The organism is Psychrobacter sp. Ps2, assembly GCF_022129405.1.
Taxonomy (GTDB): domain Bacteria; phylum Pseudomonadota; class Gammaproteobacteria; order Pseudomonadales; family Moraxellaceae; genus Psychrobacter.
On record NZ_JADQAM010000035.1, the window covers coordinates 67,402 to 87,480 of the forward strand.

At 43.0% G+C, this 20,079-nt stretch carries 13 protein-coding genes; 8 read left to right on the forward strand and 5 right to left on the reverse strand.

The features are described from left to right. The 6 genes from I3254_RS03125 (at position 1) to I3254_RS03155 (ending at position 8,626) form a co-directional block, all read left to right on the forward strand. Positions 1-1,071: a PilW family protein gene (locus I3254_RS03125; protein WP_238051084.1), complete on the forward strand. Its 1,071-nt coding sequence runs from the start codon at positions 1-3 to the stop codon at positions 1,069-1,071. A 129-nt stretch (positions 1,072-1,200) separates the two neighbouring features. Further along, positions 1,201-2,016, forward strand: a complete 816-nt coding sequence (locus I3254_RS03130; protein ID WP_238051085.1) for a PilX N-terminal domain-containing pilus assembly protein — start codon at positions 1,201-1,203, stop codon at positions 2,014-2,016. A 171-nt stretch (positions 2,017-2,187) separates the two neighbouring features. Then, positions 2,188-6,735: a PilC/PilY family type IV pilus protein gene (locus tag I3254_RS03135; protein ID WP_238051086.1), complete on the forward strand. Its 4,548-nt coding sequence runs from the start codon at positions 2,188-2,190 to the stop codon at positions 6,733-6,735. Further along, entirely contained in the window at positions 6,735-7,298 is a 564-nt protein-coding gene (locus tag I3254_RS03145) for a prepilin-type N-terminal cleavage/methylation domain-containing protein (RefSeq protein WP_275949672.1), read from the forward strand. Before I3254_RS03135 ends, I3254_RS03145 begins: the two co-directional genes overlap by 1 nt. Further along, positions 7,298-7,753 carry a type IV pilin protein gene (locus I3254_RS03150; protein ID WP_238051087.1) on the forward strand — a complete coding sequence of 152 codons (456 nt, stop codon included), beginning with the start codon at positions 7,298-7,300 and terminating at the stop codon, positions 7,751-7,753. Before I3254_RS03145 ends, I3254_RS03150 begins: the two co-directional genes overlap by 1 nt. A 345-nt stretch (positions 7,754-8,098) precedes the next feature. Further along, the gene (locus I3254_RS03155) at positions 8,099-8,626 is read left to right on the forward strand and encodes a pilin (RefSeq protein ID WP_238051088.1); all 528 of its coding nucleotides are present in this window, start codon (positions 8,099-8,101) and stop codon (positions 8,624-8,626) included. A gap of 312 nt (positions 8,627-8,938) precedes the next feature. On the opposite strand, the gene fdxA is transcribed toward I3254_RS03155, so the two are convergent. Both fdxA and mutS read right to left on the reverse strand, forming a co-directional pair. Beyond that, complete coding sequence (gene fdxA, locus I3254_RS03160) at positions 8,939-9,262, reverse strand: ferredoxin FdxA (RefSeq protein ID WP_102090803.1); 324 nt, start codon at positions 9,260-9,262, stop codon at positions 8,939-8,941. A 206-nt stretch (positions 9,263-9,468) separates the two neighbouring features. Beyond that, positions 9,469-12,576, reverse strand: coding sequence for a DNA mismatch repair protein MutS (gene mutS, locus I3254_RS03165; RefSeq protein ID WP_238051089.1), 3,108 nt, complete (start codon positions 12,574-12,576; stop codon positions 9,469-9,471). Between the two features lie 454 nt (positions 12,577-13,030). Here mutS and secA point away from each other — a divergent pair, with 454 nt between their 5' ends. Beyond that, entirely contained in the window at positions 13,031-15,832 is a 2,802-nt protein-coding gene (gene secA / locus I3254_RS03170) for a preprotein translocase subunit SecA (protein WP_238051090.1), read from the forward strand. A 241-nt stretch (positions 15,833-16,073) separates the two neighbouring features. Continuing rightward, positions 16,074-16,607 carry a hypothetical protein gene (locus tag I3254_RS03175; protein ID WP_238051091.1) on the forward strand — a complete coding sequence of 178 codons (534 nt, stop codon included), beginning with the start codon at positions 16,074-16,076 and terminating at the stop codon, positions 16,605-16,607. A gap of 124 nt (positions 16,608-16,731) precedes the next feature. On the opposite strand, the gene I3254_RS03180 is transcribed toward I3254_RS03175, so the two are convergent. From I3254_RS03180 to I3254_RS03190, 3 genes are all read right to left on the reverse strand, one after another. Then, the gene (locus tag I3254_RS03180) at positions 16,732-17,298 is read right to left on the reverse strand and encodes a DUF2382 domain-containing protein (RefSeq protein ID WP_238051093.1); all 567 of its coding nucleotides are present in this window, start codon (positions 17,296-17,298) and stop codon (positions 16,732-16,734) included. Positions 17,299-17,541: 243 nt separating this feature from the next. Next, complete coding sequence (locus I3254_RS03185; protein ID WP_102078076.1) at positions 17,542-18,390, reverse strand: PRC and DUF2382 domain-containing protein; 849 nt, start codon at positions 18,388-18,390, stop codon at positions 17,542-17,544. 398 nt (positions 18,391-18,788) lie between these two features. Then, positions 18,789-19,970: a thiolase family protein gene (locus tag I3254_RS03190; RefSeq protein WP_238051095.1), complete on the reverse strand. Its 1,182-nt coding sequence runs from the start codon at positions 19,968-19,970 to the stop codon at positions 18,789-18,791. Positions 19,971-20,079 lie beyond the last annotated feature (109 nt).

Here is a 20,079-nt window from a genome sequence, read left to right on the forward strand (position 1 = left end):
ATGAGTAATAACTCACCAGCTAACCAAAGCAGTAGTATCGCTCAGCAAGGGTTTACGCTCATTGAGCTTATGATATCGCTGGTATTAGGCTTGCTAATATCTGCAGCTGTCATACAGGTGTTTATCACCAGTCAGCGTGTCGATCGTATTCAAACGGCAGGCTCAGACATACAAGACAAAGCGGTATTTGGCTTACAAGCGATTGAGCCTCAAATTAGGCTTGCCAATTTGGGTAATGCTGGCATCGCGATCAATGATACCACGGCATTAGGCGGTGTAGTGCTCACAAGCAGTAAAGATGCCAATGCTACTGTTAATCTAATCACCAAAGATGACTTGGGGGTAGGCTATTTAACCCGTAGTGAAGACATGGATGCAAGTGGTAGCGGTGATGATAAATGGAACGGCACTTTATCCAATACGGATGTGAAAAGTGATCAGTTAACGATTCAATATATCAATAGAACTGGACGCCCATTATTTGACTGTGAGGGTGCAGAAATTCCAGTAGATGCACGAGTCATCAGCCGTTATTTTGTGACAGAGGGCAGTGCGGTACCGACAGGCAGTGCCAGAAAAAACCTAAATCTCAATTGTGATGCTGGACGTATAGCAAGTGATGACACTGTCTCTGGCTTCACTGATGGAGGGCAGACCATCATCGAAAACATAGACCAGTTCAATATTCGCTTAGGCATACAGCGCTCATTAGTAGTAGGTGGTGTAACGACAGCGCAGTATGCAGATATGACGGTTAAAGACTATATGGCTTTAGGTGCTGGCAAGCCACCTATTACCAATATAAAGCTGGCCATTCTCGCTCGTAGTACTGCCAATAGTCCTGAAACTAGTGCTGAAACCTTTGGTATATTAGGCACTACACAAACACTAAAAGCACAAACTAACGCACCAAAATATCTACGCCGTGTCTATGAGTCTAATATTTTATTACGTAATGCTCGCGTTATGCGTGTGATTGACAATGCTACAGGCACAGGCACAGGCACAGGCACAGGCACAGGCACAGGCACAGGCACAGGCACAGGCACAGGCACAGGCACAGGCGGATAACAGTAACGATGAATACCAAGCGGTCAGTTTCATCAAGTGGCTAAGGCGCATCAGTTAATGTTTGATTTATCGATATCATTAAATACCATATACTCGTTATAGCTACCTAAATAAAGGCAGTAATCAATTATGAAAACGAATCGCTCATACCCTATAGGGTTATCTCATCAGCATGGCGCTGTCTTGATTGTAGTGCTACTGTTTTTGGTATTGATTATGCTTGTGGGTGTCATTGCAGTACGCAACAGTAGCACTGACTTAAAGCTTGCGACCAGCGATCAGATAAACACCATCTTGCTGCAGTCTTCTGACAGTGTAAATAACAAGATTGAAGTCACGGTAAATGGACCTCCTAGCGGTGATGAGCACATAAAAATCATGGGTTTTACGGGCATTTTTGGGCATTATATTCTTAATGATGGTGCCAATAATGATGTTATTGATTTCTGCTACCGTCCGCGCTCAGCATTTTTTAATGTCGATAATTCTGTGATACGCCGTGGTTCGGGTAAGTTGTTGTCGAATAATGAGGGCTACTGTAATCCAGAGAACGCAGGTGACTATACCAGCGCGCGTAATACCACGATGACGCAAGTCATGATAAAAGACGTCAGCAGTACAGCAAACTCTGAAGCATTTGAACATATGGATTTAGGCTCAGATTCAGATGCCAAAACATCAAAAATGCATACCTTTGAGATGTTCTCGACGTCAGTTCTTCCTGCTTATGGTAATGCAGATACTACCAAGATTTATGATTGTTTTGCCAAAGATGCTTCGATAGATAGTGGTGGTGTGACAGAGTGTATGACTAACAACAACATACCCAATAAGATGGTGGTAGAGCAAGTTGACGTAGTTAATACAAAGAGCAGTGAGTACTGCACCTATTTTGGCAAGAGTAATGGCACAGGCAGTGCTAGCTCATTATGTAATGATATCTAATAGCAAAGACTTACAAATACTGCGATGAGTCAGAAGATGTTTATTTAAAGGCAACAATATAACTTCGTTTTATTATTGCTTTATACCAAATATACAATTAATTTTTATATTATATTTGCATTACCCTATATATCATCGCGTCTATCTTAGCCGTGCTCAGGAGATAACCTTATGAAATTCAAACGCCTCAATCGTTATCATGCATCAGCAGTGACGGCTGCCCCATCTAATGCTCAGCAGGTGCGTAACTCATGGTGGCGCATCTCTAGCTTAAGTGCAGCGGTACTGAGTATGATGTGCATGACGATGTCTCAAGCAGCAGTCAATCAAGATGGGTCTACTAGCCGTATTGGTGATTTGAATATTTATCAACCTGCAGCAAATGCTAAAACTAATTTAATGATGATGATTGATACCTCAGGTTCGATGGGTCTAAGCTCACTAGTCATACCAAAAATAAATCCTTATGGTAGCCCTGGTGATGTCACTGTATCATTATGTAAGTTAGAGAGCAGTAACGAAATTAGTGGTAATAGTACTACACCCAATGATGTCATAAGCGTATCTGCTTATGACGCACCTTCCCAGGCTAAGACTGTAACTATTAATGGTCAGACAATTACCTACTATATGCGTGGTTGCTATAATAAAACGGCTGAAGGCCAATATATCAAAAACACAGGTAAGCCGAATCAACAAATTGGGGTAGCCAAAGGAGATGCAGATATTATCTATGATCGGTTGTCGCGACTCAAGGATGCTATGATTCCATTACTAGCTGATACCACTAGCGATAACAGAATTAAAGATGATATTGTGATGGGTCTAGGCCATTTTTCTTCTAGAACCCCATACAAAGTTGGTGCTTCTCAAAACAATCTCGTGGATAGCCATTCAGGTACTATATTAGTGGCAGCTAAAGAGTTAAATGCCGTGCAACGATATAAGCTAGCATCGAAACTGGCTGAGTTCAAATCTGTTGATCCAATCACTAATGAAAATGGTTCTAATAATAGCCAACGTTATATCTCAAGTTGGAACCAACCTGACGAATACAAGGCTTCCGGTGGTACACCAACAGCTCAGGCTTATGCTGAAGCAGGGGCCGCTATGCTTGGTACAACAACTGGTAGCGTTCAATCCTATCTATCATTTGGTAACACTGCAGACCTCGTTTATGACGGCTATGCAATTATGCGAGATATTAATAATAGACAAACCTATTGGATATGTACCAATCAAAGTACTGGATCAACTACTCACGCGCTTGGTAGGACGAATAACGTAGTTCAGTGTTCTAATGCATGGCAAGGAGGTAAGGTAAATGGTGGGTATATTTCATATAAGGATAAAGATAATAACTCTTTAACAAGCTCTCAAATACTTAATATAGCAGGGTATTGGGGATTTATGCATAACCTTCCCGTGGGATATCGAATGGGTGGTTGGCAAAAAGTAGCATATGAACCACTAGATATTGAACCTGTTACAGGAAAAGTCTGGGGACAGCCCGAAGGAGCGAGTAATCAAGGAGCAGGTAAAGGCTTATTTGTGTATCGTACCAGTCCATTTTCAATGAAAACTAATGGGAGTATTAATTTAAAAGGTGGTTTTGATTATTCTGTTGCCGACTCTAAAAATGGTAGTAATTATAAACGAATCGCAACAACTGGACAGTGTGATGGAAACGGAATTTTCTTCTTAACTGATGGCGCACCTAACTCTACTAAACCTGAGATGGCTAGTGCCATCATGAATTCATCATTAGGCAATAATGGTAATCTGACAACCACACCGCCAGCTAATGGATTGGTATCTCCAGCGTTACAATCGAACCTGTTTGCTGGCGAAAATGGTGGTTGGGAATATATTGGTGAATATGCCAAAAGACTAAATAATAAGACTAAAAACCCTGCAAGCGCAATTGTAAAAACAGCAGTCGCAGGATTTGGCTCATCATTTGCTGGTATTCCTAAAAATGTAGATGGTACTTATAATTGTAATGCAGCTCCCAATGATGATGCTAAAAATGCTTGCTTATGGGGAGGTGAAGGCTATGGTGATGGTGGCTTTTTCTATACAAATAGCTCGGATGATATTTCTCATAGCGTAAAAACCTTTATTGCTGATCTAGAAAAAACTATTAATACTACGCCTGCGGGTACAATTAGCGTTCCAGAAGACCCTTATCAAACCGGCACCACTTTACCTTATGCCTATCTGCCGATGCTTGAGCCAAAAGTTGGTGATACGCTAATGGTATGGCCAGGTAACCTCAAAAAATATGAAACCAAAAACGGTACCTTATACGGCAAAAATGGCCGCTTGTATGCTGATAATAGCGGTGCATTAAGAGATGCGACAGCTGATATATGGCAGCAGACCTCAGTGCCTGGACTAGCCAACTCAGCCATCAACAGTGGTGGGTTCTATGCCAAGTTGATAGCCCCAGATCTTAGCTCGCCTGCTAGTACACGTAATGTGTTTGTTGAAAACTACATCGGTTCTGCGGGAGCAGCTATTGCAGAGGGTGTTGTCAAAATTGGTGTCGGCGATAGTGGTGAGCCTTTCGGCTTTCCTATAGTCAATGATCCTGTATATAGCACTGGTGGGCGCACACTTTTACAAAACAAGCGTTTACTGTTAAATTTCCTAGGTTATAACATTCCTTTTAATGATCCGTTAGATACTACCTTTATTTTTCAGTTTAGAATGCAAAACCACTTACCGACTGAGGCCATTCGTCAAGTGGGCGGCGTGATCCATTCAAAGCCTACCTTGGTTTCTTATGGTGCCGAAGTTGACGAAATGGGTAAAGTAACGGCTGATAACCGTGATGATTATCTGCTGTTTGGCTCTATGGATGGCGCACTGCACATGGTAGATGCAGATACTGGTGAAGAGAAGTGGGCACTCGTACTGCAGGAAATGTTCCGCAAGCAGCCAAAAGCGTTAATCAAAGGGGCTGAAGGCACTTTAAGCTTTGGCGTTGATGCCCCTTGGCTTGTGAGTGCAAAGTATCGCTATCAAGCGACTGGGACAGGCGATAGCAAGAGTCGCAAAGTCGAGCTGTATAAGCCAACAGGTGCTGACTTGGATAGTGCAACCAATACCAGTAACTTTTTGCCGATGTCTGCTTATGGTGGCTTTCGCATGGGCGGTGACGGTCTATACGCTCTAGATTTGGCTGATAAAGATAAACCAAAAGTATTGTTCAGTATTACCCCAGACGTCGATAGCCCTGATACTGCGCGATTGCATCAAAATAAATCTGGCGTACAAACCAATGTGGCCAATACAGCCAGTAAGAGTTATGCCAATGTCGGACAAATATGGAATCAGGTAACCACCGCTCGTCTAAATGAAGGGGCAAGTGAAACCAAATTTAAAGATGTCATCATATTTGGTGGCGGTTATGACATGAAATATGAAGACCCAGAGTATGTGCCAACTAAAGCCGCTAAAGCCAAAGGCAGCTCTATCTATATCACAGATGCCAAGACTGGCGAACAGTTATGGGCATGGGAGAGCGATCAATACCATAGTATCGTCGCTGGTGTCACACCGCTCGATCGTAACAATGATGGTTTGTTCGATCACCTATATTTCGCTGATTTAGGTGGCAACGTCTTCCGCGCTGACTTTATCAACGAAAAAGACAAGGCGTTTAAAGAAGTACGCGTGGTAAGAGTCTTAGATGCATCAAGTAAGGTACGTGGCAATACCACAAAAGGTCTGTCTTATCGCTTCTATAACCGTCCAGTAGTCAGCTTCTACAAAGACAATCAAAACAAAATATTTGCTCTAGTCAATGTCGCATCAGGCGATCGTAGCTCGCCACTATCTGAGCGCCGCGATACTCAAGCAATTGCCAATCGCTTGTATGGCATTATGGATACAGATGTCACTCATGCAGACATACTAAACCTCGGCGATGATGGCAAAGCGAATGCAACACTCGCGTTAAACGATTTGAATGAAGACAATCTAGAACAGCTCGGTGGCGCCAAGCTTACCACTGCTAGCACCGATGCAAATATGATTGGCAAATATTGCAGACCAGAAAAAGACACAGCAGGTAACGACAAGACTGACGCAAGCGGCGCCTTTGTTTACTCTACTCTTTGTAAGCAAAAGCTGGGTCTAGCGAGCAACATGATGCTCAGTACAGGCAGTAATAAAAAACACGGTTGGTACTACCCACTCACACGCTTTGCTGGTTTTGAGAATGTCCCAGATGTCAAAGCGATGGGAGATTATCGTGTCATCAACAATTATCTGTACATGTCTGCCTATGACCCTAATATGTCCTACGGCGAAGACAACACCTGTAATGCACAGACACTAGGTGGCTCAGAGTATCAGCTGTATTGCCTACCATATGGCATCTGTATGAACGATACTTCTACAACAGGTACTGGTGGCTTTACTCCAGCAGGTAAAGGTATCCAGGAGCTTAGTCTTGGAGCCGTTAATAAAGACAATCTAAATGCGACAGTATTGCTCGGTAACCGAACGCTTGATGAGCGCGCACTAGATGCCGCGCGAGTAGGGTATGGAGCAGATACCAATAAAGGTACTAGCCCTAGCGGTAGTGGGGATGGCGATAACAACCCAGCAAATGATCCAAAGCAAGCTTATGGTGATGGCTCTATGCCTGATCTGGTCAATACAGAACGCTTCGTCCTAAAGCCAACACAATGGTATGAGGGTAAATAATGCATATCAAGGGTAGCAATATAGTCCGTCGCGGTAGTCAAGGCTTTACTCTCATAGAGCTAATGGTGGTCGTGATGATTATCGCTGTACTGGCGGCTATTGCCATTCCTAGCTATCGGCAATATGTGATAAAAAATGCTGAGCGTGATGTCCAAGCCAAAATGCTACAGCTAGAGTTACAGCTAGAGCGGTGGCGCTCCTCGGCATTGACTTATAAAGGCTTTAGACCACAGGTGATTAATAGCGCCAATAACGAAGCAAGCTATGGTTATGATGCGAACAACACGACCATCTATGTGCCACAAGGTAGTAATTCCACTACTCATCGCTATCAAATAACCCTCGTCGATGGTGTTGACCCTACTCAATCACTGGTGACCACTGGCACAGGTATCGATAACGCGACGGGTAGAACGTGGAAAATGCTGGCCATTCCGAATAGTACAGGGACTTTTCAGAAAGCGAATAAAATGCTGATGACCAGTACAGGTGTACGCTGTCAAAACACAGCTAGTATCGCGATTACAGCGAATACCTGCGGTACAGGTCAGGAGGAGTGGTAATGGTAAGACATCATCATAAGCGGGAAAAAACCCTAGAATATCAGCGCGGTTTTACATTAATAGAGCTCATGATAGTCGTCGCTATCATCGGTGTGCTCGCTGCTATCGCTTATCCCAGCTATCAAAGTTATGTCATCAAGACCAAGCGTGCCGATATGATGAGCGAAATGCAAAATATCGCTTCAATTATAGAGAGCCGCAAGCTAGCACAAGGCAGCTATAGTAATGATTTGCTGACAAATCTGGGCGGTAACTTTCCACGTCAAGGCACTGCGCTTTATACGATTAGTTTCACACCTAATCCACTGACCTCACAGTGGACGGTCACGGCTACTCCGATAACAGGGACTCAGATGGCCAATGACGGCAGAATGACACTCAATTATGTTGGCGTAAAGTGTCGAGTGATTAAAACAGTTAATACTTGCGGTACAGATGGCGAATGGAATAAATGATAAAGCCTACAAATTTTGTAGAGAAGTGACAAAAATTGTCAGATGTGTTTACTTTTCACTACTGAAATACATCCAAATTGACAATTTTCAGTAGGTTGGTAGTAACATTGGTAACATTGGTAACATTGGTAACGGTAGGTAAGGATAAATAAACAATAAATGTCTAAGTGATGCCGAAATTAGGAGTTATAGCCGTATTTTAGCTATAAAAACAATAATAGTGATATTTTGGCATGTTACCTGCAACAGTTATAGTAAGAAAGAAATTTATCATATCCCTAAAGATAAAATGCGCCAATATCAACAATTAGCCACCTTATCTTCATATACCCAAAAGGAGTTCTTATGAACACTGTTCAAAAAGGTTTTACCCTAATCGAACTAATGATCGTTATCGCCATTATCGGTATCTTGGCGGCGGTTGCTCTACCTGCCTATCAAGACTACACAGTGCGAGCTCGTGTTACCGAAGCTATGACGGTAGCAGGTGGTGCTAAAACAACTGTTGCAGAAAATATTACTGTTAATGGTGGTGTTATTCCTAAAGGCAGTGCTTGTGCAGGAGTAAATACGTTTACTGCAGTAGAAGCAGATTCTGACGGCTCTGGCGGCGCGGAAGGTGTTGGGAATGTTAAAAGTCTTGCATGTGATAATGACACCGGTGCTATTACTGCAACCATGAATGAAAAGGGTAAAAACGTAGCATTAGTTTTAATTCCGACTGCTGATACTGCTGCAATTACAGGTAGCACCGATCCTAATAATGATGCAGATCCTGTAAATAATCCCGGTATCTCTTGGGTATGTAAAACCAACCAAGGTTCATTTAAATACGTTCCTGCTGAATGTCGTAATGACATTACTGCTGGCTAATAAACATAGGCTGGACCTCTAATCTGAGAAGCGTCAGAAAGTTGCACTGCCATTTTAGCTTTGCAAGGGAAATGCTCTAAATAGCGTTTTCCATAATTCTGTAAAAAGACTACCTTACTGAGAAAAATACTCAGCCTACGAAATATCTTATTTAACCTAAAAGCCAAACAGTACGTTTGGCTTTTTTGTACCTAGCATTAGTACCATTTAGCATAACTCGCCCCGTCAACGAAAAACCACCGAATAGCCTCTGCCGCTCGGTGGTTTTTTATTGACGGGTTTTATCCCCGCATCAAAGTGCGATCAGGCTGCCTACTTCTCTAAATACTGAATCTTACCTTCCACGCCATCCCACTTTTCGGCTTCTGGCATCTGCTCTTTCATCTCTGTGATGTTTGGCCATTTTTGCGCCAACTCTTCATTTAGCTGAGTAAACATCTCTTGGTCTTTCGGTACTTCATCTTCTGAGAAGATAGCATTGGCGGGACATTCAGGCTCGCATAGCGCGCAGTCGATGCACTCATCAGGATCGATGACTAGGAAGTTTGGGCCTTCATAAAAGCAGTCCACAGGACAGACTTCTACACAGTCGGTGTATTTGCAAAGAATGCAGTTATCTGTAACGACAAAGGTCATAGTGAGGTCTACCTGTTATTGGATTGGCTGATATAGTCAATCTCTTTCAAGAGAATTATTGTGTCAGCCTTGCCTGGAGTATTATTTATACCTCTGCGCTCAGCTGCATTGTAATTCTTTTAAATTAAATCAACTATAAGGGCTACATAGAATAGTTGGAAAATAAAGCGTATTTTAGCGCCTTTACTACGCTTTGACAATTCCCTTTAATGACTAATGATTTTCTTCAGATGATAAAGTAAATCATGCGCTTGCTTAGGTGTTAAGCTATCAGGATCAATCATACTTAGCTCATCTTGTAGGCTAAATAGCTGATTTTGTTTTGGATTATCTGTTATGTCTGTCGCTTGAGCAGTATGATTTATTTCTTGATCTAGAGTAGCATCATTATAACTTTCCTGCCGTTTATCCTTTACTGACTTAGCTAATTCATTTTTATCATCAATAGTTTGTGCTTTATCTACGGTTAAGTCGTCTAACTGTAAGTTGTCTGCTAGATAGCGCTTAGCATCCTCTAGCACTTGGGTGGGAATACCAGCCATCTTTGCGACATGCAATCCAAAGCTAGAACTCGCTGCACCATCTTTAATTTGGTGCAATAGCAATAACTGACCATCGACTTCACTAGCTGCTACATGGACATTACGGATATCAGCATGATGCTTGCCAATATCATTCGTTAATTGGGTTAGCTCAAAATAGTGAGTGGCAAATAATGTCAGGCAGCCAATCTCGACTAGGCGATTGACACAGGCATGGGCAATGGCCAAACCGTCAGTGGTGGCAGTACCTCGACCGACTTCGTCCATTAATACCAGTGATTTATTCGTTGCTTGATTTAAGATATTGGCCGTCTCGATCATCTCTACCATAAAGGTCGATTTGCCACCTGCCAAGTCATCAGCTGAACCAATACGCGTAAAGATGCGGTCGATATCACCAATATGAGCACTAGCTGCTGGCACAAAGCTGCCGCAATGCGCGAGCAGTACAATCAGCGCGGTCTGGCGCATATAGGTAGATTTGCCACCCATATTAGGACCGGTAATCAGAAGCAGCCTTTCGGGATGCTCGTTACTACCTAGTGCACAGTCATTGGCAACAAAATGGTTTGTACTTGATGAATTACCGTTCCTACTATTCGCATTTGTTTGATTCAATGCAGCCTCGACGACGACGTGGCGACCTTGATGGATATCGATATTGCTCTGGTTTTTGACCACTAATTCGCCTTGGTTTTTTGGATGATGACCCATGATCGGACGTTGCCAATGATAAGTCGTAGCAAGCTGCGCCCAATTGCTCAATATGTCTATTTGAGCGATAGCAGCACTCAGCTGTTGTAGCTCAGCCAAATGCTTATTTAATTGGTTTAGTAGCTCTTGATACAGCTGCTTCTCACGAGCCAATGCCAAAGACTGCGCGCTCAGATATTCTGTCTCGACGTCTTTTAGTTCATCCGTGATAAATCGCTCACTACTCTTGAGCGTTTGCCGACGGATAAAGTGGGCAGGGGCATTCTTCGCCTGCATTTTGGGCAATTCAAAATAGAAGCCGCTAACTTTATTAAAGCCAACTTTTAGACTCGGTAATTGATTGTCTTGACGGGCACGCTCGACCATCTCGTCTAGCGTCGATTGAATATTGTCATGCAAATGAGTAAGGCGATCAAACTCTTCATCAAAGCCCGCTGCTAGCATTCCTCCATCGCGGATATGCGCAGGCGGTTCAATGACAATAGCGCGTTCGATTAATTCGGCGACGGATTGAACAGCAGGTAGTTGATCTGGCAATTGCTGCATCAACATTGGTAATAGGCCAGCGTCTTCAGGACTGATTCCCGATGCTATTAATAAGGTAGTAAGCTGGGCGCTACTAGCGATACCATCTGCAAGCTTGCGTAAGTCACGAGGTTTAGCACTCATTAGCCCGATTCGACTGCTGATTCGTTCAATATCGCCAATAGTATTCAGCGTCTCTCGTAAACGTGTAACCAGTAAGCTATCTTTTACATCTTGGTTTGATCCAATTGAGTCACTCTTTGGGTTTAGCAAACAAGTTATCGCATTTAGACGCATATTGATACGTGAATGTTGACGCAGTGGACGTTTCATTTGCTGCACGAGTAAACGCTTGCCCATCGGGGTCTGACAGTGGTTTAGCACAGATATCAAAGAAGTGCCGTTGCTACTAACAGGGGTAAATAGCTCAAGGTTTTGCTGGCTATTGGCATCGATAATTAGGTAGTCATCGCTGTACTCAACAATGAGTTGGTTCACTTGAGGCACATGACGTTGCTGAGTTTGACGCGCATAGTGGATAAGCGCAGCACAACTGGTTTGCGCAAGTGGAGCCTCAGCAATACCCAACCCGTCGAGACGCTGCACTTCGAACTGTTGACAAAGCGTATCGCTGGCGTGCTCACGATGAAAGTCATTGGCAGCAACTTCTATAATAGGGCAGTCCAGATTTTGTCGTAACCACAGTAGCCACTCTGTATCATTGCTTCCAATGCTGCCGCCAACGCCATCAATAAGCGCTTCACTAACGATGCATTCACTGGGCGCAAAACGCGCCAAGACAGTCAGCATTTGAGTTTGCAGATTATCGATATCGTTTTTATCTGCTATCAGTGTCTGGGTAGTCAGTGTACCTGCAGCCAAATCCATCTGGCTAACGGCTGCTTGTAACGTCTGGCTATGGTCTGGCGTTTTCATAGTCGCAATATCGATGGCGACCACAGTTGGCGTATGATTAGGAGCAATCAATGCATCGTCAGTAATGGTTCCTGCGGTGAGGGTTTTGACCACTTCGCGGCGCATGATACTACCAGCTGATGATTTGCCCTTATCCTTTTTCTGTTTGTCACCCATATTTGTCAGACTGGATGTATTGTCATTGGCATTATTACCAGTAGCTGATTCATCTATCTGCTCACAGACGACAACTGTCTGCCCAGCAGCAATCAGGCGTGCCATATAACTATCGGCAGCATGAAAAGGCACGCCTGCCATAGCAATAGTATTACCTGATTTGTCCGTACCACGGCGTGTCAAGGTAATGTCTAATATCTGCGCGGCACGCTTGGCATCATCGAAGAACAACTCATAGAAGTCACCCATCCGGTACAAGAGCAATGCTTGTGGATAGTTGGCTTTCATGGTTAGATATTGCACCATCATCGGCGTATGGTCTGCTAGGTTATAGACGGCATCGCCTATATTTAAGCAGGCAGAGTTCTCTTGTTTTGATAAGGGTTTTTCTGATGAATTAGGATTTGACGACTGATTTTGTCCAGATGGTTTTACGGTCATGCAGAGTCTCTTATAGTGCTTTAATGGGTTGTAATGAGTATTTTGTGATAGGGGTGCTAAGGGTTATTTGTCTTATATATGAGCTTGATATATAGCTTTGGCTTTATCAATAAGCCAGTTACTTATAGATAAATGGCTTAACGACAAATTTTGAGCCAAGATGCAGCGATAGCAGTTGTATAGAAATCAAACCGTGACAAACAAATAAAGTCGCTAAAAAAGCTAAGAAATTTAAGAAGGTATTCGCTATTTTAACACGTCCTACTAGGTTTTTACTGTGGCAAATATCTACTCGCTGCCCTTGTATCCATCAGCGTCATAACCATATATAATAACGGCACACTTAATTGGGCGATACTAAATTAGGTAGTACTTAGTCGGGTGATGACAAGGCAGAGAGCTAAGCTTTGGCTAATGCGCACTAATTATCGAATATTCCATAGGTCAAAAAATTATGTTATCAAAGATTATAGGCAGTGTGGTTGGCACCAAAAATGACCGCGAATTAAAACGCATGCGTAAAGTGGTCAGCAAGATCAACGCACGAGAGGCTGAAATACAAGCCCTGTCTGATGAGCAACTACAACAAAAAACTGAAGAATTTAAAGCCAGACATCAAAAAGGCGAAAGCTTAGATGCATTATTGCCAGAAGCATTTGCCGTCTGCCGCGAAGCATCATTACGTGTCAACGGCATGCGTCACTACGACGTGCAGCTGATTGGTGGTATCACCTTGCACGAAGGTAAAATCGCTGAGATGAAAACTGGTGAAGGTAAAACCCTAATGGGAACCTTGGCTATGTATCTGAACGCGATCAGTGGTAAAGGGGTTCATCTGGTCACGGTCAACGATTATTTGGCCGCACGTGATGCTGAGCTAAACCGTCCGTTGTTTGGGTTTTTGGGTATGACTGTTGGTGTGATTTACTCACAGCAGCCACCACAAGAAAAAATCGAAGCTTATCAAGCCGACATTACCTATGGTACCAATAACGAATACGGTTTCGATTATCTGCGCGATAACATGGTCTTTAGTCTTGCTGAGAAAAAACAGCGCCCGCTAAACTTTTGTATTATCGATGAAATTGACTCAATCTTAATTGATGAGGCTCGTACGCCGCTTATCATTTCGGGTCAAGCTGAAGATTCTTCACGCATGTACGCGTTGATTAATACGATTATTCCTGTGCTGATTCGTTCAAAAGATGAAGAAGCAAACAAGAATAACGAAGAAGAAGATTTCTGGATTGATGAAAAGAATCGCCAGATTGAGATCAGCGAAAAAGGCTATGAAAAAATCGAGCGCTTCTTAATCGAAGTGGGCGAGCTGGGTGAAAACGAAAGCTTATATAGCCCAAGTCGTTTGCCACTTTTGGCTCACGTTCAAGCGGCCATTCGTGCGCATCACGTATTTGTCAAAAATGTTCACTATATCGTCGATGAAGGCGAAGTGGTCATCGTTGATGAAAATACAGGCCGTACTATGCCTGGTCGTCGCTGGTCAGAAGGCTTGCATCAAGCAGTAGAAGCGAAAGAAAACGTTGAAATTCAGGCAGAAAACCAAACGCTTGCAACCACGACCTTCCAGAACTACTTCCGTCTATATGACAAATTGTCTGGTATGACGGGTACCGCTGATACCGAAGCTGCCGAGTTCAAATCTACTTACGATCTAGATGTCATTGTGATTCCAACGCATGAGCCGATTGCTCGTATCGATATGGATGACCAGATTTTCTTAACTAAGTTAGGCAAATACAAAGGTATCATTCGCGAAATTAAAGAAATTCAAGCCAAGGGCGCGCCTGTACTGGTTGGTACAGCGACGATTGAGGCCAGTGAAGAATTGTCTTACTTGCTTGACCAAGAAGGTGTTAAGCATAACGTTCTAAACGCCAAGCAGCATGAGCGTGAAGCAGAAATTATCGCACAGGCAGGTAGTCCAAAATCAGTCACGATTGCCACCAACATGGCAGGCCGTGGTACGGATATTATCCTTGGTGGTAACTGGCAGTCGTTTATCGAAGATATCGATGCGGTGAGCCCAGAAGAGATGCAGCGTCTAAAGTCTCAATGGCAAGTCAAACATGACCAAGTCGTAGCAGCTGGTGGTTTACATATCATCGGCTCTGAACGTCATGAGTCACGCCGTATCGATAACCAGCTACGTGGTCGTGCTGGTCGTCAGGGTGACCCTGGTATGTCACGCTTTTTCTTATCGCTCGAAGATGATCTCATGCGTATCTTCGCAGGCGATCGCGTGGTCAATATGATGCGTGCGATGGGCCTCAAAGAAGATGAGGCCATCGAACATAAAATGGTCTCTAAATCGATCGAAAACGCGCAAGGTAAAGTTGAGAGTCGCGATTTTGATGCTCGTAAAAACCTACTGAAATACGATGATGTTGCCAATGAGCAGCGTAAAGTTATCTATGGTCAGCGTGATGATTTATTAGCAGAGATGGACTTATTAGAAGCCATCGAAGTGATGCATCATGAAGTATATAACGCGATGATAAATCAGTTTATTCCGCCTGGCTCCATTGATGATCAGTGGAATATTGACGGCTTAGAAGACGAGTTAGAAGACGAATTCAAAATCTCGATGCCGATTAATGATTGGTTAGATGAAGATCGCCGTCTGGATGAAGAAGGGCTGCGTGAGAAAATCGTTCAAACGGCGATAGATCGTTATCACAGTCGCCGTGAGCAGATGGGTGAAAAAGACGCCGCTCAGCTTGAGCGTCATTTCATGCTACAGAGTCTAGATAAGCATTGGAAAGAGCATTTAACTCAGATGGATCAGCTACGTAAAGGGATTCATTTACGTGGTTATGCACAGAAAAACCCTGAGCAAGAATATAAGCGTGAGTCGTTTGAATTGTTCCAGATGATGCTTGGTGCGATTAAGTCTGAGACCGTACAAGACTTGTCACGTGTTCATATCCCAACCAAGGAAGAACTAGAAGCATTAGAAATTCAGCAACGTGAGAACGCTGCCCATATGCAAATGCAGTTTGAGCATGACGATGTAGATAACTTGGATAGCAATGCGAGTGGTTCAGCTGCTCAGCCGCAACCACAAAGCCGCAATATAAACAGCGGCGCTGCGGCAGCTGGCGTTGGTGCTGCTATAGCAGGTAACGGTAGTAATGCTAATGAACCAAACCCATATGCAGGTATGAATATCAGTCGTAATGCAGCGTGTCCTTGTGGCTCAGGTCTTAAGTACAAGCAGTGTCATGGTAAAATCTAGTCGTTAGTCATAGCAAGTCATTAGCTATGTATTGAACTGCTATTAAAGACAGCCTTTATCTGAAAAAGCCCTTATCTTAAGTAGATAGGGGCTTTTTTATATCTGTTAAATAACTTATGCAAACTTAAAACTTGCTAGACTAAGACCAACAAACACTTTGTATTGATTACTTACAAATTCAGCATAGGCGTGAATTTATGGACACGCTATAGTGTTTAACATATTTATTTGGGAGAGTGTCATGAGTGTAGAATTCTTAAAAAAAGTACGCAGCTCAGTGGTTTTAACAAGTTTGTTGGCTGGTGCCTTGACGGTCAGTGCTTGTCAGCAACAGGCAGAGCCAGAGTCGGGTATGGCAGAGGGTGCTAATACAGAAGAGTCCGTTCCAATGTCAGCGGAGCCTGCTGAACCTAGTGATGTCGTCGTCGATACTGAAGACGCTTCGCTTAACGAAGTAGAAGGTGATACCAATGCTTCAGTAAACAGCGCCATCAAGCAGATGTCGTATCTATGTACACCTGAATTGAAAGTTGAGGCGACTTATAAAGAAGATGCCAATCAAGTTGTTGTCGCAACCGACATGGGTACAGTAACGTTAAACCAGACCAATGAAGGTAGTAATCCTGAAGTGTTTGAAGTGGCGACCGCAATTGATGGTGGTCAAGGCTTCACACAATGGCGCGTAGGGCACGAAGCTCGTAAAACTGGCGTCATGCGTACCGCTGGTGCAGATGAGTCGAATGTTAATACATTTGAGTGTAATGAAGCCTCATAATTTGTCTTCCATACTTAACGAGTGATAAGCATCAGAAAAGCAACGCTAAGATAGCGTTGCTTTTTTATGTTGTGAAATAATCTTTATCAATCATACAATTTCGTAGTGGCTAAACTATCAGCGCTTATTTTAACGGAGTTGGATCAGAACCATGAGCCAACAGACCTTCTTCAGTCACATCTAACTCTTCATGCTTGAGCTCTACTTGAATGCTATCAGTATGCACATGGGTGCTTTTGTTAATTTCGATATCTTGAATAGCGTAGGTGTCTTTGGTAATGGTAGCCACTTGGCGAGATAGCACAATATCAATTGGTTCATCACCAATCTCTATTTGTTTACCATTAATGGTCACTACAGCTTTGCTATCCAAAGAAGGCTCGACGTGGCGCAATATGTCTTTTTCATCGTAATTGCCAGAGAGTAAGTCTTGGCTCTCTGCATCGTGGTACTCAGTACGAATGGTGATATATTCTTCTACCAACTCAATTGGCACTTCAACAGTCTTAGTACGTGAATGCTTGGTGACGGTTACTTTACCCACATCTAAGCGTTCTTTGTTAATTACAGGACGCTCTTCTAATAGCTCTAAGTGTCCAACATTGACGGTATTATTCGTCTGCTTCGTTGAGATATTTTGTTCTTTATCCAAGTCATCTTGGTAAAGGCTGTTTCCATTTTCAGTAGTCATTGTTGTTCCTTTATAATTATAAAATGATGAGTTTTCAACAATCTAAAACGTTATATGCCAACTACATATATTAACTAGCTACATTTAATACTATAAACCATTCGCTCATGTTATGAATACAAAAAAGACCAGAGACATGCTCTGATCTTAATGGCCAAACATATGAGTTTAGCTGATTATTACTATCATATTTAACTGACGATATAGGAAATTTACGTCGTTAAACTATGACTTATTAGCATATTACATGCCACGAGCACGGCGTACATCTTCTGCTGTGATACCATCACGGTCTACTAAGTTACCTTCACGGTCAACCACGTTGCCGTCACCATCAACATCTAGCTCTTCGCGTTGAATGGTCTCAACCACAGTTTCAGTGTGATGATCGGTCGTCTTGCCAACATTTACTTCTTCAGAAACATAGGTTTCTTTGCTGACGCGAGCACGTTCGGCCTGTAGCTCAATTTCAACTGTTTCAGTAGCATCGAGATCACCAATACGACGATCTGTTGGGCGATCTACGCTAGTACGTTGGATATTGGCATGTTCTTCTTCTAGATCTACATCGACATTGCGCTCTTCAGTAACGACATGCTTACCTACTTTTACTAGACCAGCAACGATACGGTCTTTGTTTACCGTTAAACGCTCTTCTAATAACTCTAATGTATTTGGTGCATCATAAGAGTGGTCTGCAATATCGACGCGATCTTCTACAGGGAGTGTATCAGCAGTAAATGCTTGACGATCTCTTTCGTACTGCTCTTTATAGCTGTATTGATAATCGTGATCGTATACTTCCATGGCTTCTACTTGTGTTTTGGTCAAGCTATCAAAGAAGACATCATCACCAACTATACGGGCTAAACCTGCTGGTACCAGTACTTCTTTTGAACTAAACCAGCCGCCTGCATCTACGATTAAGTAACGAATACGACCAGTGGTATCTTCTACTAAAGCGCCTTCGATCTTACCAATTTTTTCTTCATTGATACCGTAAGCAGTTTTGTGCGTTGGGTCATAATAGTCATCACCAATTAAGTCTTGATGAGTAGCTTGGATATCTTTTAAACGGATTAGTTGACTCATTGTTATATTCCTTTTTTGCGAGTTTATTTTTTATAATGTAATGGTTGATGTTGTTATTAATTTTTAGTAGAACCGTATTTATTACAGTTAATGGTAAGCCAAATGAATAGCTTCCCTATCAACTTGTAGCTATCCTAACACCGTGATTTTTGATGAGATATATAAGCAAGGTAGCAAAGTGTGCACTTGCAGTAATTGCGTGTAATAGGCTGTAAGTGGCATAACATAGGAGGGGGTAGAAGTTAACGAGTCTTTACACAGAGTAATATTCAACATTCATCGAAAGAAAGCAGACACAAAAAAACCGCATTACCATTAGCAATGCGGTTTCTCAATAAACAATAATTATCTAAGTATTATTCAGCTAACTTACTTTAAGTCAGTTAGACCTGCTTTATTTAAGCAAGTTCAATAGCAACAGCTACCGCTTCACCACCACCGATACATAGCGTTGCGATACCTTTTTTGCCACCAGTACGTTTTAGAGAGTTGATAAGCGTAATTAGAATACGAGCACCTGAACAGCCTACTGGATGACCAAGGGCACATGCACCGCCTTCGATATTTACTTTAGCATGGTCAAGTTTCAGCTCGTCCATTGCAGCCATAGTAACCATCGCAAAGGCTTCGTTAATTTCCCACAGATCTACATCATCTACTGACCAGCCAGCACCTGTTAATACTTTTTCAATGGCGCCGATTGGCGCAATGGTGAACTCGCTTGGGTGACGTGAGTTTGAGGCAGTAGCAACAATGCGAGCTTGATAATCAAGACCTTCAGCATTCGCTTGAGATTCTTTCATAACGACGACAGCTGCAGCACCGTCTGAGATTGAGCTAGCGTTTGCGGCAGTGATTGTACCGTCTTTAGCAAACGCTGGACGCAAAGTAGGAATGCGATCAGCATTAGCAAGGGCAGGTTGCTCATCGGTATCAACAGTTTGCTCGCCTTTGCGAGTGGCAAACGTGACAGGCTCGATCTCATCTTTGAAATGGTTGTCTTTAATTGCAGTCAGTGCACGGTTCAATGACTCAATAGCAAACTCATCCATTTGCTCACGTGTATAGCCTTTTTCATCAGCCATTTCTTGAGCAAACATACCCATTAGCTTACCAGTATCAGCATCTTCTAGGCCATCTAAGAACATATGGTCTTTGACTTCTTTGTGACCCATACGATAGCCGCCACGTGAACCTGGCATGATATATGGTGCATTGGTCATTGATTCCATGCCGCCTGCAACAGCGACGTTGAAGCTGCCCGCTTTGATACCATCATGCGCTTGCATGACTGCTTTTAGGCCTGAACCACAAAGTTTATTGATTGTGACAGCACCAGTTGCATCCGGTAGACCTGCTTTACGCATGGCTTGACGAGCAGGGCCTTGACCCAGACCTGCCGTCAAGATACAACCCATAATGACCTCATCAACACTATCAGCGCTAACACCTGAGCGTTCGACAGCAGCTTTGATAGCGGCGGCGCCCAGCTCGGTAGCACTCATGTCTTTTAGTGCGCCTTGAAAGCCACCCATTGGTGTACGTGCGCCGTTTAGGATTACAATTGCATCATTTGACATCGTTATTATTCCTTGTTGTGCGTTTTGATTAAGTATCTACCAAGAAATCAGATGCCGATTGGCTAGCTTTTGCTTATATTATAAGCATCTGTCTTCTTCAGTATGTGGT